This window comes from Enterococcus sp. DIV1411a (assembly GCF_050531945.1).
GTDB lineage: Bacteria > Bacillota > Bacilli > Lactobacillales > Enterococcaceae > Enterococcus_B > Enterococcus_B faecium.
The window spans coordinates 1,990,677-2,005,642 of record NZ_CP172892.1; the positions used below are offsets into that span (position 1 = coordinate 1,990,677).

The following is a 14,966-nucleotide window of genomic DNA, read 5'->3' on the forward strand; positions in this document are numbered from 1 at the left end:
AAGGTTTTCCATGGTCTTCCAAAAGCCATTAAATAATTTTCGTTATATTGTCTATTATTGCCATACAAAGATAAAAAAGAATAAATAAAAAGAAACTGTGACAAAAGTCTTGTCACAGTCCCTTATCTGAATAAACGGTGTTCAAAAGCTTGCATCTGCGGTAATAAGCCCAACCAAACGAAAAATATGAGGATCTATTTTTGTTTGGCTGTTCTTATTACTTGATGCAGGACAGCTTTTTCACAACCTCTGGTACACGGTGTTCCAAAAGTAGCTTCTTCGGAAATAAGTTGGAATTTCACAAAAATTCAAGAAGTAATTTTCGTAAATTCCTTCTTATTTCTTGAAGCTGATCACTTCTGTCACAACCTCTTTTTATTATTGAGAATCTGGTCAAGGAATAATCGTTTTTGCCATCCAAATATCCGGTTTGTCCCAGCCATTTGCATTTGGTAAGACACCTACGATTTTATAACCTAATTTTTCATAGAATTCATACGGATGTTCACGAAGGTTCTGGATGGAAGCCACTTTATCAAATGTATGCTCATACAGGTCCGTTTGACTTAACGTTGTTCCATGGTCTAAATCATCCGTACCTAAATAAATCGTGATTCCTCCTCTGGAAGCTACTTCTTTTTCTAAGTAATTGACTAATCGAGTACCTATTTGGTTCTTTCGTCGGGAGCTTTCTACAACTAATGGATGCAATTCCCAACCTGTGATACCGTATTGAGGGATTGCACCAATAAATCCTACTAACTCATCTTGGTCTACCGCTGCTACCGCGATTCGTTCTGGATTCATCATTTCTTCTACTTCTTCTGCCGAGCTGTCTCCATATTCTTCCGGCCAAGTCAGTCTCAGTAAATCAGAAAGCTGATCTTTCAATACTGGATTATTACGGTCAAATTCACTGATTATCATACGTCTTCCCCCTTGTTCTTGCTTATTCTAACAGTCCTTTTGAAAAAACGAAATGTTCTCGCTCAAAAATCTTTAGCTACCAATCAGTATCTCTATTCTTTCATTATTTATCTTACTTATAAAATAAAAAAATTATACAGAAACACTTTATTCAAAATAGGAAAGATCAGGAAAGCCATCAATTGGAGGAAAAAACTCTGTTTGTTCATCATGATATAGATTATCTTTTGCTTTAAAAAAAAACCAATTATGAATTGACAAATAAAACCTGTTTTCATATAATAATCTTAATTTTTAGAATTTTTAGATAATTACAAAAAAGCAAAGGGAATCGGTAGAAATACTAAGAGGAACAAAAATTCATTATTGTCGTTTTCAATGTTTTTGTACTTGTTCGTTTTTAGGATACTTATTGATGATTTCAAGGTGTTCATGCCACCTTATTCATCACTTATCCTGTCTTAGGTTCACCTCTACTCCATCTATAGCTGCAGTCAGATCGATCACTCTTTAAAATTTTAACCCGTTTCAACGAAGAAAGAAGGAAATGAATATGAGTCAAAGTGTTTTCTTACCAAATTATACCATTGGAACAGATGCGTATGAAAAAGCAAATGGAATCGTCAAAGAATATGGGACAAAAGTAGTGCTGATTGGAGGGAAGACTGCACTTTCAAAGGCAGAAAACAAAATAAAAGCAGCTTTGACACAGGAAATAGAGGTTGTCGCCAGTCTCTGGTACGGGGGTAATTCAACTTATGGAAATATTGAACAGTTGATCCAGCATGAAAATGTCCAAAAAGCAGACGTCCTGTTTGCAGTCGGTGGTGGCCGTGCTTGCGATACTGTAAAAGTCATTGGTGAAAAACTAGCTAAACCAGTCTTCACCTTTCCCACTATTGGTTCGAACTGTTCGCCCGTCACTGCGGTATGTGTCATCTATAACGAAGAAGGCGTAATGGACGGACTCTTCTTTCCTTCAAAACCACCTGTACACACCTTCATTGATACAGCAATTATTGCCGAAGCACCTGATAAATACTTATGGGCAGGTATTGGCGATGCTTTATCCAAAGAAGTCGAATCTACTTTTTCTGCTCGTGGCGATGATCTAGGCTACACGGATAGATTAGGAATCCAAATCGGAAAAATGTGCATTGATCGTCTCTTGACTTATGGTACGCAAGCATTGAAAGATAGTGCCGACGATCGTCCCTCATATGCAATTGAACAAGTCGTTTCGGATATCATTGTTACTACCGGATTGGTTTCTGTTTTAGTTAACAATAACTATAATTCTGCTATGGCACACTCATTCTATTACGGTACGACTGTTCTAGAAAAAATGGAGGGATACCTTCACGGAGCATCTGTCAGTTATGGTGTACTGACCTTATTGATGATGGATCAGCAGTTCGATTTGTTTGATAAAATCTATGTGTTTATGAAAAAGAACCAACTTCCAGTATCGTTAACCGACATGAATCTCAATGTCACGACCGATTTAGAAGCAATCTTAGATAAAGCCATGGCAACAAATGATATTAAACATGTGCCTTATGAAATCATCCGAGAAAAATTTAAACAGGCCATTCTTGACGTAGAAACTTATCATGCTACACAAGAAAGCCAGCAAGGATATAAGAAAATCAGTTAAATAATTGCTAAACCCCCCATCAAGCAGGCTGTCATCAAATTGAGGACATTTCTTTGCTTGATGAGGGTTTTTCTTGTCAAAAAAAGCTTTATAGCTTTCGCTATAGAATCTTTTCTCTTATTTAAGTTGAACAGTTCCTTAATTAAGAAAACTGCTCCTTTTATGGTAATTGAAAAAACGAGTAGGCTACGATTATTTGGCAACTGTTTTTTTCATTTGCTTGCTTCGCAATTGTCCGCAAGCTGCATCAATATCTGTACCATGTTCTTTACGTATCACACAGTTTACGCCGTTTTTCTTCAATACATCATAAAATCTCAATACATCAGCTTTTGGACTGCGAGAATATTGATCATGTTCACTGACTGGATTATATGGAATCAAGTTGACATATGCTAATTTTTTCTTATCTTTTAATAGATCTGCTAATTGTTGCGCATGCTCTGGTCTATCATTTACTTGATTCAACATGATATATTCAAACGTGATTCGACGGTTTGTTTTCTCTAAATACTCATCCACAGCTTCCATCAATTTCTCAATTGGGAAACTTCGGTTGATCCGCATGATCGATGTTCGCACCTCATTATTCGGCGCGTGCAAGGAAATAGCCAGATTGACTTGCAAGCCGTTATTAGCGAATTCCTTGATTTTGTGTGCTAATCCACTAGTGGAAACTGTAATGTGCCGAGCACCAATTGCCAATCCTTTGGCATCATTGATGATATGCAAAAAGTCCATTACATTGTCGTAATTATCAAATGGCTCACCGATCCCCATTACAACGACATGTGAAACGCGTTCGCCAAGATTGCGCTCATCAAAATAATGTTGGACCATCATGATCTGCGCAACAATTTCTCCAGCAGTCAGATCACGGTTCTTTTTGAGCAGCCCGCTTGCACAAAATGTACAGCCGATATTACATCCTACTTGTGTCGTCACACAAACTGACAAGCCATATTCTTGTCTCATCAGTACAGTCTCAATCATGTTTTTATCAGGGAGTTCAAACAAATATTTTACTGTACCATCCGAAGCTTCTTGGACGACCATCTGTTTTAGAGGATTGATGATAAAATGCTCCGATAATTTTTCGATCAATTGTTTCGATAGATTCGTCATTTCTGTGAAATTACTTACACGTTTTTGATACAACCATTCCCAAACTTGGGCAGCTCGGAATTTTTTCTCGCCGTTTTCTATAAACCAATTGATTAATTCTTCATTCGTCAAGCCATAAATGGACTGTTTTTCCAAAGTATTTTCCCTCTTTTTCTCAAAGTTTCGCTACATACTATACATGATTCATTTCCTTAATGCAATACTTCACAAATAAATCGAATAGAACTTTAATCTCACAAAAACTAAAAAGACAAGACATCATACCGTATTAGAAAAGATGGAAAAAAACCATTTTTTCTTTTGGTATCATCATGCCTTGTCTTTTTATTGGTTATTCGTTTTTCAACCCTTCATCACACAAGTTTTACATGTCATTATCGTCCGGCAACGGTTCTGATGTTTCTTCCTGCTCAATGAATACTTTCCGAGGCTTGCTTCCTTCTGACGGGCCAACAACTCCATGAGCTTCCAGTTCATCTACTAAACGTGCTGCTCGGTTGTAACCGATCCGAAATCTTCTTTGGAGAAGGGAAATACTTGCCGTTTGCATTTCAACGACAAGTGCTTTTGCTTCTTCAAACAGCTCATCTTGTGGCTGTTCTGGAGCACCTGTCGTTTCAACTTCATCTGTCGGCATCATTTTCTCTTCATAATGAGCTTCTTGCTGATCTGTAACAAATTGAACGACCCGTTCTACTTCGTGGTCAGAAATGAATGCTCCTTGCACACGGATCGGTTTATTCTCACCCATTGGCAAGAATAGCATATCTCCTCGCCCTAAGAGCTTTTCTGCCCCATTAGAATCAATGATCGTCCGAGAATCTGTACCGCTTGATACCGCAAATGCCATTCTGGAAGGTACATTTGCTTTGATGATTCCTGTGATAACATCCACACTTGGACGTTGAGTAGCTAGGATCATATGAATCCCCGCTGCCCGAGCCATTTGCGCTAAACGAATAATCGCATCTTCAACTTCATTGCTGGCTACCATCATCAAATCAGCTAATTCATCTACGATCACTACGATGAATGGTAAGGTTGGATGTTTCGTTCCGTTTTCCAAGTTTTTCTGTTGAACAAATTCATTGTAACCAGAAATATTTCTTACTCCGGTTGCCGCGAATTTTTCATATCGTTCTTCCATTTCTTGTACTACTTTTTGTAAGGCTTGCGCTGCTTTTCTAGGGTTCGTCACGACCGGCGTCAACAGATGAGGTATGCCGTTGTACATATTCAATTCAACCATTTTCGGATCGATCATCATCAGTTTTACTTCATGGGGCTTAGCACGCATTAATATACTTGTGATGATCCCATTAATTGCTACTGACTTCCCACTACCAGTCGAACCAGCCACGAGTAAGTGAGGCATCTTCGAAAGATCAGCCGTTTGTACCCGTCCAGAAACATCACGTCCTAAAGGTACTTCTAGTAATTTATCTGGGTGGTTTGGTTGTGCTTCGATGATTTCTCTAAAGGAAACCATACTGATCTTTCCATTTGGTACTTCAATACCAATCAGTGATTTACCTGGAATCGGTGCTTCCATCCGGACATCTTTCGCCGCTAAAGCAAGCGAGATATCATCTGTTAAGTTCACAATTTTACTTACTTTTACCCCTACAGCCGGCTGGACTTCGAATTTTGTGACGGATGGTCCTAAGCTGGCTTTGACGACCTTGGCATCGACACCGAAACTTTGGAAAGTTTGTTCTAATACGCCGATATTTTTTTCAATTTTTTTATACTCATCACTTTGATCCACAGTTGGTATAGAATCAAGCAAATCAACTGTCGGTAATTCATAGTCTTGGTTTTCCTGTTCTGCTTCAATCTCAAATTCTAATGAGGTACCGTCATCCTCTGGCAACTCATCTGAAAAACCTTCTGCTGTATTGGTCTGTTTTGGTGTATCTGGTACTGGTTTCTCTAGATTCGCAGGATGGATATTTTCTTGAAAACTGTCGATTGGAACAAAACTTAGCTGCTCCGGCTCTGTATTTTCTGGTTCCTGCCATTCATCAGCAGTATTTTCCCTTTGCTGGCTCACCGCTTTTTTCTTCTCATATTCTGCAGCTTCTTTTTCTGCAGCTTCTTTTGCAGCTAAGCGCCTTGCTTCTTTCGCTTCTGCGCGCTGTTTCATTCTCTCTTCCTTTGCCGCTTGCTTTCGAGCTTGCTTGGCAGGATCACCTTCCAATAATCCCTGTACTCGTTCTCCAATTGATTGGATACTATTTAACAGCTGATAGCCTTCCAGATTACTGAACAGGAATGCTCCTCCTGCCAGTAATAGCACTGCTGCTAAATAACTTCCAGGCTGTGCAATCAAGAAGTAAGTAAAATGATAAAGGATTGCTCCAATCATCCCACCACCAACGTTATTGTCTACTTGACTTTGTTTTATATCACTGGCTAACAAATCCCATGTCGTCCCCATGATATTTGGTTCCCCAGTATGGAGTTTGCCAAATAAATGGGCATGTAACAATAATAAGATACCGAAATAAAAGAGTATGCCGCCAAACCAGCGTCGGTTTTTACCAATTGAAAACTCTGTATTCTTAATGACAATCCAAAATCCTAAGACGGCTAATAAAAGACAGAGGATTTGGTAAGTATTTCCTGCAATGATCCGAAAGCCGTTTGCAATCAATATTCCTAAAAAACCTAATTTTAAAAAGCCGAAGACAGCAAATAAAATCAAGGTAAACCCAACACCAATCGTCAGCATTTGTTCCTGCTGCTGTTTTTGCTTTTTCGTTTTTTTCGTCTTTTTCCTTTTTTTAGTAGGCCGTTTCTTTTGTGCCATTTATTATCCCTCATTTCATCAAGTTTCATTATACAAAAAAAAGCAAGGGAACTAAAGTTTTGTTTGAAAGAACTGACGCTTTCTTTCATTTTTCAGCTTGTTTTACAGTTTTTCTTAATTTCTAAACGATTTTATCAAAAAAAGGCACGGCCATATCCAGCCGTACCTTCTTGTTTTAAGTATGTGAACTAAAGGTTCTCTCCATTTTGTTCAATCAGTTTTTGATACCAGTAATAACTGTCTTTCTTGTATCGTTCCAAAGATCCTTCTTGTGTTTCATCTTGATCAACATATACAAATCCATATCGCTTTTGATAACCGTTCAGCCAGCTAAGCAAATCTGTATAAGACCAGGTGCAATAGCCTAGGACTTCTGCTCCATCCGAAATTGCTTCTTTGATGGCTTTGACGTGGCTTTGTAAGTAATTGATTCGATAGTCGTCATGGATTTGTTTATCTTCTGTCAACTTGTCATACTCTCCTAAGCCATTTTCCGTAATCAGTACCGGCATGCGGTAACGGCTTGTGATACGACGCAGTCCGATCCTTAATCCTTCTGGGTCAATCTCCCAGTCCCAATTTGTTCGTTCGACAAATGGATTCTCAACTTTTTTATACATTCCAGGAACTCCAGTTTCTTCTGATGAACCTTTTTTTCCTGTCGTATTCATTTTTCCTGCACCAACTCCGTTTAATGGATTGAATGCATTCGTCGTCGTTTGATAGTAATTGATCCCAAGAAAATCTGGTTTAGCAGATTCTAGCAATTCTGCATCGCCAGCTTCAATCGTTGGTGCCCATCCTTTTTCTTCTAAGAACCTCATGGCAGCAATCGGATATTTTCCCCACATATAGACATCCATCCAATAATTGGCCATTAGGTCTTCTGCATTTTCAGCAGCCAGAACATTTTCAGGATTACTGTCAATTGGATAATTTGGCGTATACGCAAAGCTTGGTCCGATTTTCCCAGGCATTTCTAACTCGTGAAATTTATTGATGACAGATGCATTTGCTAAATTAGCAATATGGTTAACTTCATACATTCGTTTCGGGTCTGTCACACCTGGCGGATGTGCTGCTAACAAATAACCTAATGAAGTGAAGATATTTTGTTCATTCAAACTAATCCAGTAATGGACTTTCCCGCGGAATGCCTCAAATAATGTTTCTGCATAATGAGTGAAATCTTCAATGATCTGACGTGATTCCCAACCATTATATTCATCTTGCAATGCTTGTGGAAGATCCCAATGATATAAAGTCAACATAGGTTCGATATCGTTTTCAATCAATTCGTCGATCAATCTCTCATAAAAAGCGAGCCCAGCTTGATTGACTTCTCCTCGTCCATTAGGAAAAATCCGTGTCCAAGCTACAGAGAAACGGTAAGCTTTCAGACCTTGTTCTTTCATTAAAGCAATATCTTCTTTATAACGATGATAGTGGTCTACTGCCAAATCACCGTTCGTTCCTTTAAATGTCTTTCCAGGTATCCGAACAAATCGATCCCAGACTGATTCTCCTTTCCCATCTTCTTGCCAAGCTCCTTCTACTTGATACGCTGCAGAAGCAGAGCCCCACAGAAAATCTTTTGGAAATGAGGTAAGTTCTTTGTGTTCCATTCATCTCTTCCTTTCCTATAACCTTCAATCGTTCCTCTTTTAGAATAACACGAAACCCCTTCCACAACAAAATAAAATTATGTAAAGGAGGTTGTGACAGAAGTGGTCAGCTTCAAGAAACAAGAAGTAATGTACGAAAATTGCTTCTCAAAGTTTTGTAAAATTTCGGCTTATTTTTCGAAGAAGCTACTTCTGGAACACCGTGTATAAGAGGTTGTGAAAAAGCTGCCCTGCATCAAGTAATAAGAACAGCCAAGTAAAAACAGCTTCTTATGTTTTTACTTGGCTGGATTTATTACCGCAGATGCAAGCTTTTGAACACCGTTTACCAAGAGGTTGTGAAATCAGCACTTTGACCTGAGTATTAGAGAAACAAACGGCAAAATAGTTCCTCATATTTTGCCGTTTTTTGAGCTAATACCGAGAGTCAGCTGATTGAACACCGTTTAAGAAAGAGGTTGTGAAAAAGTCGCTTAGTTTCGAGTAGTAAGAAAAATTTTGTGAAAATGGCTTTCTACATTTTTGCATAAATTTGGCTTAATACCGAGAAACTGGCTTTTGAACACCGTTTACCAAGAGGTTGTGAGCCTGCCATTCAGCTCCGTGTCACAAGGAGTTGGCAGGAGAACACTGTTTATTCGGAAAAAGGGACTGTGACACGTCTTTTGTCACAGTCCCCTATTTGTTAATTTCTCGGCGTAACATCTTCGCCAAACCATTTATCGGATATTTTTTGGAATTCACCTGTTTTCTCTAGTTGATCTAGGGCTTCATTGATTTTTTTCACTAATGTACTATCTGACTTGCGTGCACCAACTGCAAAATCCTCACTTTCATAAGAACCTTTTGTTATGTTGAAGTCTTCTAGTTCGTTTCTTTGTTTCAAATAATAGTCTGCGTATACTTTATCCATCAGCAGACCATCGACCCGTCTGCTTTTCAGATCGATCAATGCTTCATTAAAACTATCATACAAAACAGCATCTTGGTTTTTGACTATCTCTTTTAATACTTCTGGTTGTTTCGTAAATACATCATAACCAGATGACCCATTTTGTGCACCTAATCTCTTATTATTCATTTGTCCAAAGTTTGTGATTCCTGATTCTTTAGGTGTGATCAGCACTTGATCGTTTTCCATATAAGGTTTTGTAAATTGCACTTTCTTTTCTCTTGCCGGCGTTTTGGAATAGCCGTTCCATATCAAATCGATCGTTCCATTGTTCAGTTCAAATTCCTTCATTGACCAGTCAATGGGCTGAAAGTCTACCGTAATCCCATATTGTTCAAAGACTGCTTTGGCTAAATCAATATCAAATCCTGTGAGCTTCCCGTCTTTATCTCTAAATCCCATAGGAACAAATGTATCGTCTAAACCTATAACGATTTTTTTCTCTTCGTTGATAGTCGCCCAATTATCTGCTGAAGTTTTTTTGTTCGAACAGCCTGCAAAAAGAAGAAGACCTGCGATCAAAGCGAATAGAAAACTGTTTTTTTTCATCTCTATCTTCTCCTTTCTTAATGAATTGGGGAAACTTTTAGTAATTGATCACCGACATTTTCTGCAAATACTAAATCATGGGTGACAATAATTTGGGTTACCCCATCTTCTTTCAATGATAGGATCAAACGCTCGACTTGCTGGCGTAATTCAGGATCTAAAGCACTTGTTGGTTCATCATAAGCCAATACCCGTGGATTCATAGCCAATGCTCTGGCAATCGCTACCCGCTGTTTTTGTCCGCCAGAAAGCTGATAAGGATAGTTATTCAATAAATCACTAATCCCTAATGAAGCCGCTAATTCTTCTGCTTTTTTGGTGTATTCTTCTTTTGTCTGTTTCAATACCATTTTTGGTGCTAAGGTAATGTTTTCAAAAATATTCAGATGTGGAAATAGCTGGAAGTCTTGGAATACGACTCCTACAACTTGTTCTTTCATTTTAAGCTCGAATGGGTTGAACGGTACACCATCTAAATAAAATTCTCCGCTGTCAGAACTTTCTAAGCCAGCCAAGATACGTAAAAGCGTGGTTTTACCGCCACCGGAAGGACCTACGATAGCTAATGTTTTCCCATCTGGAATGATTAGATTCAAATCTTTGATTATTTTTTTTTCACCAAATGCTTTGTTCACTTTCTTCAATTCAATCATATTTCTTCCTCCTATCAGTTAGCGGTAATAATTTAATTTTCCTTCAACTTGTTTCATTACGATTGTTAGAATACCAGTCAATGTAAGATAGATGATTGCCACGCCTAGCAAAGGCAGTAAAGTCGCGTCGCGTTCCATCGCGATTTTCCCAGCACGCATTACGTCACCTAAACCTAATATATAGATCAAGGAAGAATCTTTGACCAAGTTGATAACTTCATTCCCTACAGAAGGTAAAACAATCTTTGTCACTTGTGGGATGACGATTTTCGTCACCGTTTGAAAGGGACTTAATTGCAAAACTTGCGCTGCTTCATATTGACCTTGAGGAATCGATTGTATCCCTCCACGAAAGATCTCTGCAAAATAAGCTGCATAGTTTAAGATAAAGGCAATGAGTGCTGCTTCGAAACGATCAAAAACGATCCCAATCGTCGGCAACCCATAAAAAATAAAAATCAGTTGCAACAACAGCGGTGTTCCCCGCATAACCCATACATATGTTTGAAGCAAGTAGCGTAGCGGCTTAAAATGCAAAGACAATCCTAATGCTAAAACAATCCCTAATGGTAATGAGCCAATCAAGGTAAATAAAAATAATTTCAATGTTGTGAGTGCTCCTACTAATAATTGCGGCATAACTTCAATCAAATACTCCATCTTCTTTTCCTCCTTTAAAATAAAAAAATCCTCTTGGCAAATGCCAAGAGGACGTATTATACGTGGTTCCACCTCTGTTTATTTTTTCCTTGCAGAAAAAACCTCACACAGTCGTTGCCGTTCAGATGAAAACAAAAAGTCCTTTGATCCGAAGATCAAAGGACGTTAATCACGTGGTTCCACCTTTTTTTACCGGCTCCTCACGGAAAAGCCAGCCTTATCTGGTCATCTAGCAACGACCGCAGCTGTAACGGGCTCCCCGGATTTTCCTACTATACGCTTCAGAAAATCGACTCCAAGATGTGTTTCACGGTTAACTGCTGCCTCTTTCCACCAACCAGAGACTCTCTAAAAACACCTAACGGCTACTCTTCTTTTCGATGTCATTTGTTTTAACTTTACGTGTAATTTACATGATTATTTTTCATTTGTCAACTCTTTTTTATGATACACTAATAAAAAAAGGAGGGTGATGCGCGATGAGTCGTGCAACCGAACAAGAAGCTTATGAACTACTAAAAAAACTGGGTATCTCTTTTCAAAAAGTCGATCATCCTGCGATTACGTCAGTCAAAAATGTCCCTTTTTCCCTACCTGGTCCGCAAGTAAAAAATCTATTATTGAAATCAAGAAAAGGAAAACAAATCTATCTTGTCATCTTGCCTGATGAAAAGCACGCCGATTTAAAACAACTAGCTGAACAATTAAAAGAAAAGCGCTTATCTTTTGTTTCTGAAGAACAGCTTCCTGACCTCCTAGGCGTTCCAGCAGGTACAGTGACTCCATTAGCATTGATGCACGACAAAGAGAAAAAAATCCAAGTCGTGATCGATGCTGCTATTGATCGTCAAGATACCGTAGGCTTTCATCCAAATATCAATACCACTACGTTGATTATGGATTTTTCCGACTTTGAAAAGATACTTGTTTACTTAGAACATCTGCCAGTTTATGAAAATTTGTAATGATAGAGTAGTTTTCTTATTTCCCAATTCAAGCGTCTTTTTCTTTATTTAGCACAAAATATATCAGAAATTCTTTTGGCCAATCAAACAATGTAACAACTAGTATGAACGCTGAAAACTAATACGAGTATTCTTCCATAGTTAGCCAAATCCATATTTATTGATTCTACGAAAAAAGAAGCATATATAAAAATGCTTCTTTTTTCGATTATAAATCGGAATTTTATTCTTTTGATTTCAGTCATATTTAACAAAAAATATTATATTCTAACTAAACTTTTTTATATTTTTGTAAGAATATCCCAGCACAGATAGTTACTATCAATAAACCAATGATTACAGCAAAACTAGATTTTTTACTACTTGTTTTAGGAAGAATGCTTTTTGATTTATTTGTTATCTGTTTAGGTACAGCTCTCTTACTAATATAATTGCTTCTTTGTTCGCTGGATTCTCCTGTATGAGCAAATATTTGCAATTTTTGAGAGAATAGATTTCTAATTTTCTCTCTCTCTGTCTTCTCTGGAAAATTTTTCCACGGTGTTATATGGCTACCTGGTATAGATATATTTGTTTTTTCCGGTGTATAACTGTTTTTAATGTTATACCCTTCAATTGTCGTACTGTATTCGGGCACGTTGTCTTCCGTTACAGTATAGATGATTTCTTGCCCGTCTCTGTATTTTGGCAGATTCGTGAAACGATAGCGCCAATCATCTTTTTCACTTACTTCTTTGTGTTGGATCGGTTGACCGTCGGCTAATAGATTTACTGTGATCGTCGTCGGTCGTTTGCCGTCTTGGTTCTCATTGTCTTCCCATGTTTTTTGTCCTGAAACCTCTTTGGTTTCTGGTACATGGGTATTGGTAATAACGATGTTTCCATCCTTTGTTTGTTTAACTTCACTGGTATAGCCAGCTACTTTGGTCAACTCTTCCACTCGATAAGTGATAGCTTGACCTTTCGCCTTTTCTGCCAATTCGTTCCACGTGGTCGTCCAGTGATTCTCCTCGCTCAGTTCTACTGCTTCGCCTACTTTTTGGTTATTAGCATACAGCTGGACTTGGATACTTTGAGGTCGTAGCCCATCTTGGTTATTTCCATCATCCCATACTTTAGTAGCGCTTAGACTAGTTTTACCCGGTGTATAACTGTTTTTGATGTTATACCCTTCAATTGTCGTACTGTATTCGGGCACGTTGTCTTCCGTTACAGTATAGATGATTTCTTGCCCGTCTCTGTATTTTGGCAGATTCGTGAAACGATAGCGCCAATCATCTTTTTCACTTACTTCTTTGTGTTGGATCGGTTGACCGTCGGCTAATAGATTTACTATGATCGTCGTCGGTCGTTTGCCGTCTTGGTTCTCATTGTCTTCCCATGTTTTTTGTCCTGAGACTGAAATGACTTCTTTATTCTCATTTGTAACGACTAGCCCGTTTTCAATTTTTTGATAACCTGAAGGGACATAATCATTTCCGTTTTGATCTACTTCTTGCACTTTAAACGTATATTCGTTTCCCCTATCATCATACTGTTGGATATCTTCCCAAGTCACTGAAGTTATTCCATTGTCTAATCGTTTTGTTTCTGCATCAGGAACTGGTTCCCAATTGTTTGTACTTGCTCTGAATAATTTAAAATAAATACTCGGTCTTGGAGTGGTTCCACCGTTCCAAATTTTAGTTGCTGTGATGTTCGTAACCTTTTTCTTGTTATAAATAGGTAAACTGACTCCCTCTGTATCATTTTCGTTTATGGAGAATTTGAGTTCATTTGAACTTAGTGGATCAAAATCAATCCAATTGGGTGCTTCTTTTTCTTTTACAACATAGTCTCCTACTTGCAGGCCTTTGATACTAGCTTCTCCCTGTTCATTCGAAGTCAACAGGATACTAGACTGTCCTTGAATAGGCTGTTCATCTGCTCGTCTTAATTCGAAAGTCACATTTGGGATACCAATCTCTGTGTCATTGATATATTTGAAAATCTTCAATTCGCCTCTAACTGTACCGTTGACTCCACCAGAAGCTGAAATATTTTTAACTGTATGATTGAAACTTTCTCCATCAACAGCAGGTTTATTAAATTCTTTAAACCAAGCTTCCGAATGATTCTCAAAATTTATTTGTTCTGGGTTTTCTATGATCGTCTTATAACTCACCATTATTTTCCTAAGATTCACAAAGTTTTTTGGTATAGTTATTTCAATGTAATTATCAGTTACTGAAAAATTAAATGTAGCGCCGGGGAAATCTTGTAAAAATTGTTGGATTCCCTCTTCTCCTCTATAAACCTTCTGTTCACCTAAGTGTATTTGATTAATTTCAAACGTACTTGGATCTAATCTTTGTCCACTTTGGATTTCATCACTGATTTTAACTGGTTGTTCAACATAAGTGCCGTTATTGTTAATATTCAAAAACCATCGAATGTGCTTAGTATCTTCAGGTAGCATGTCTCCTGTTTTATAATAAAAAACGCTAGAAGAAGAACCAGAAGCTGGCTTTGTCACATTTACAGTAGCTGTTTTATCACCGCTCGTCACGGTGAATGGTCCCGTATTTTCTTCACCGGTATCGGTTACGTTTCTGGCCTGTATCTCAAATTGCCCCCAACCTTCTACTGAGTCTAGGTTTTTAATATTTTCATTAAACACAACCTGCGCAGAATCTTTTCTGACCGTTAAAGTTCCAACATTTTTATTTTCAATCATTAATGGGATTTCTTTTTGGAATCCTTCACCGCGAATATTTCCTTCACTTGGCCAATTGATCCAAAGATAATCACCTGGTTGGATATTTTGTTTTTTTTCGTCAAACGAGAATTTTACTTTTATGTTTCCTCCATCTGTAATATTCGTTGGGTCCACGGTCAACGAAGTGACATTACTGCTGATATCTCTGCCTGCATCCGCATAGACATGAACAGGAATCAGTGATGTTATATTAGTAATAATAAATAACATTGATAAAATAATATTTCTACACTTTTTCATTTTTTCGATAAAGTCCATATAATTGTGTAAAAGATAAAAGGCC

At 38.0% G+C, this 14,966-nt stretch carries 11 protein-coding genes, 1 pseudogene and 1 other annotated feature; of the genes and pseudogenes, 3 read left to right on the forward strand and 9 right to left on the reverse strand.

Annotated features, from left to right (window positions below; translation table 11 throughout):
- Positions 1-10: 10 nt before the first annotated feature.
- Positions 11-85, forward strand: a pseudogene (locus IGJ87_RS09655) (ribonuclease P); the annotation flags it as partial.
- Positions 86-393: 308 nt separating this feature from the next.
- On the opposite strand, the gene aac(6') reads toward IGJ87_RS09655, so the two are convergent.
- A complete protein-coding gene (aac(6'), locus tag IGJ87_RS09660; RefSeq protein ID WP_089030475.1) occupies positions 394-927 on the reverse strand; it encodes an aminoglycoside N-acetyltransferase AAC(6')-Ii in 534 nt (177 codons plus the stop codon).
- A 553-nt stretch (positions 928-1,480) separates the two neighbouring features.
- On the opposite strand from aac(6'), the gene IGJ87_RS09665 reads away from it, so the two are divergent.
- Complete coding sequence (locus tag IGJ87_RS09665; RefSeq protein ID WP_430609287.1) at positions 1,481-2,584, forward strand: iron-containing alcohol dehydrogenase family protein; 1,104 nt, start codon at positions 1,481-1,483, stop codon at positions 2,582-2,584.
- Here IGJ87_RS09665 and IGJ87_RS09670 read toward each other — a convergent pair.
- The 7 genes from IGJ87_RS09670 to IGJ87_RS09700 all read right to left on the reverse strand — a co-directional run bounded on the left by IGJ87_RS09670 (position 2,581) and on the right by IGJ87_RS09700 (position 10,960).
- Entirely contained in the window at positions 2,581-2,787 is a 207-nt protein-coding gene (locus IGJ87_RS09670) for a hypothetical protein (protein WP_089030476.1), read from the reverse strand. The two genes, IGJ87_RS09665 and IGJ87_RS09670, sit on opposite strands and share 4 nt — an antisense overlap.
- On the reverse strand, positions 2,777-3,844 hold the full coding sequence (gene rlmN, locus IGJ87_RS09675; protein WP_002293986.1) for a 23S rRNA (adenine(2503)-C(2))-methyltransferase RlmN: 1,068 nt from the start codon (positions 3,842-3,844) through the stop codon (positions 2,777-2,779). Before rlmN ends, IGJ87_RS09670 begins: the two co-directional genes overlap by 11 nt.
- 229 nt (positions 3,845-4,073) lie before the next feature.
- On the reverse strand, positions 4,074-6,521 hold the full coding sequence (locus IGJ87_RS09680) for a DNA translocase FtsK (protein WP_089030478.1): 2,448 nt from the start codon (positions 6,519-6,521) through the stop codon (positions 4,074-4,076).
- Between the two features lie 188 nt (positions 6,522-6,709).
- Positions 6,710-8,146: a glycoside hydrolase family 1 protein gene (locus IGJ87_RS09685; RefSeq protein ID WP_002338676.1), complete on the reverse strand. Its 1,437-nt coding sequence runs from the start codon at positions 8,144-8,146 to the stop codon at positions 6,710-6,712.
- A 685-nt stretch (positions 8,147-8,831) separates the two neighbouring features.
- Entirely contained in the window at positions 8,832-9,647 is an 816-nt protein-coding gene (locus IGJ87_RS09690; protein WP_002318672.1) for an amino acid ABC transporter substrate-binding protein, read from the reverse strand.
- A gap of 17 nt (positions 9,648-9,664) precedes the next feature.
- Positions 9,665-10,300 carry an amino acid ABC transporter ATP-binding protein gene (locus tag IGJ87_RS09695; protein ID WP_002299692.1) on the reverse strand — a complete coding sequence of 212 codons (636 nt, stop codon included), beginning with the start codon at positions 10,298-10,300 and terminating at the stop codon, positions 9,665-9,667.
- Between the two features lie 18 nt (positions 10,301-10,318).
- Complete coding sequence (locus IGJ87_RS09700; protein WP_002289240.1) at positions 10,319-10,960, reverse strand: amino acid ABC transporter permease; 642 nt, start codon at positions 10,958-10,960, stop codon at positions 10,319-10,321.
- A gap of 155 nt (positions 10,961-11,115) precedes the next feature.
- Positions 11,116-11,350 (reverse strand) — a binding site (T-box leader).
- 89 nt (positions 11,351-11,439) lie between these two features.
- Here IGJ87_RS09700 and IGJ87_RS09705 point away from each other — a divergent pair.
- Positions 11,440-11,925: a prolyl-tRNA synthetase associated domain-containing protein gene (locus IGJ87_RS09705; RefSeq protein ID WP_002289239.1), complete on the forward strand. Its 486-nt coding sequence runs from the start codon at positions 11,440-11,442 to the stop codon at positions 11,923-11,925.
- A 271-nt stretch (positions 11,926-12,196) separates the two neighbouring features.
- On the opposite strand, the gene IGJ87_RS09710 is transcribed toward IGJ87_RS09705, so the two are convergent.
- Positions 12,197-14,923: a Cna B-type domain-containing protein gene (locus tag IGJ87_RS09710; protein WP_081156717.1), complete on the reverse strand. Its 2,727-nt coding sequence runs from the start codon at positions 14,921-14,923 to the stop codon at positions 12,197-12,199.
- Positions 14,924-14,966: the final 43 nt, after the last annotated feature.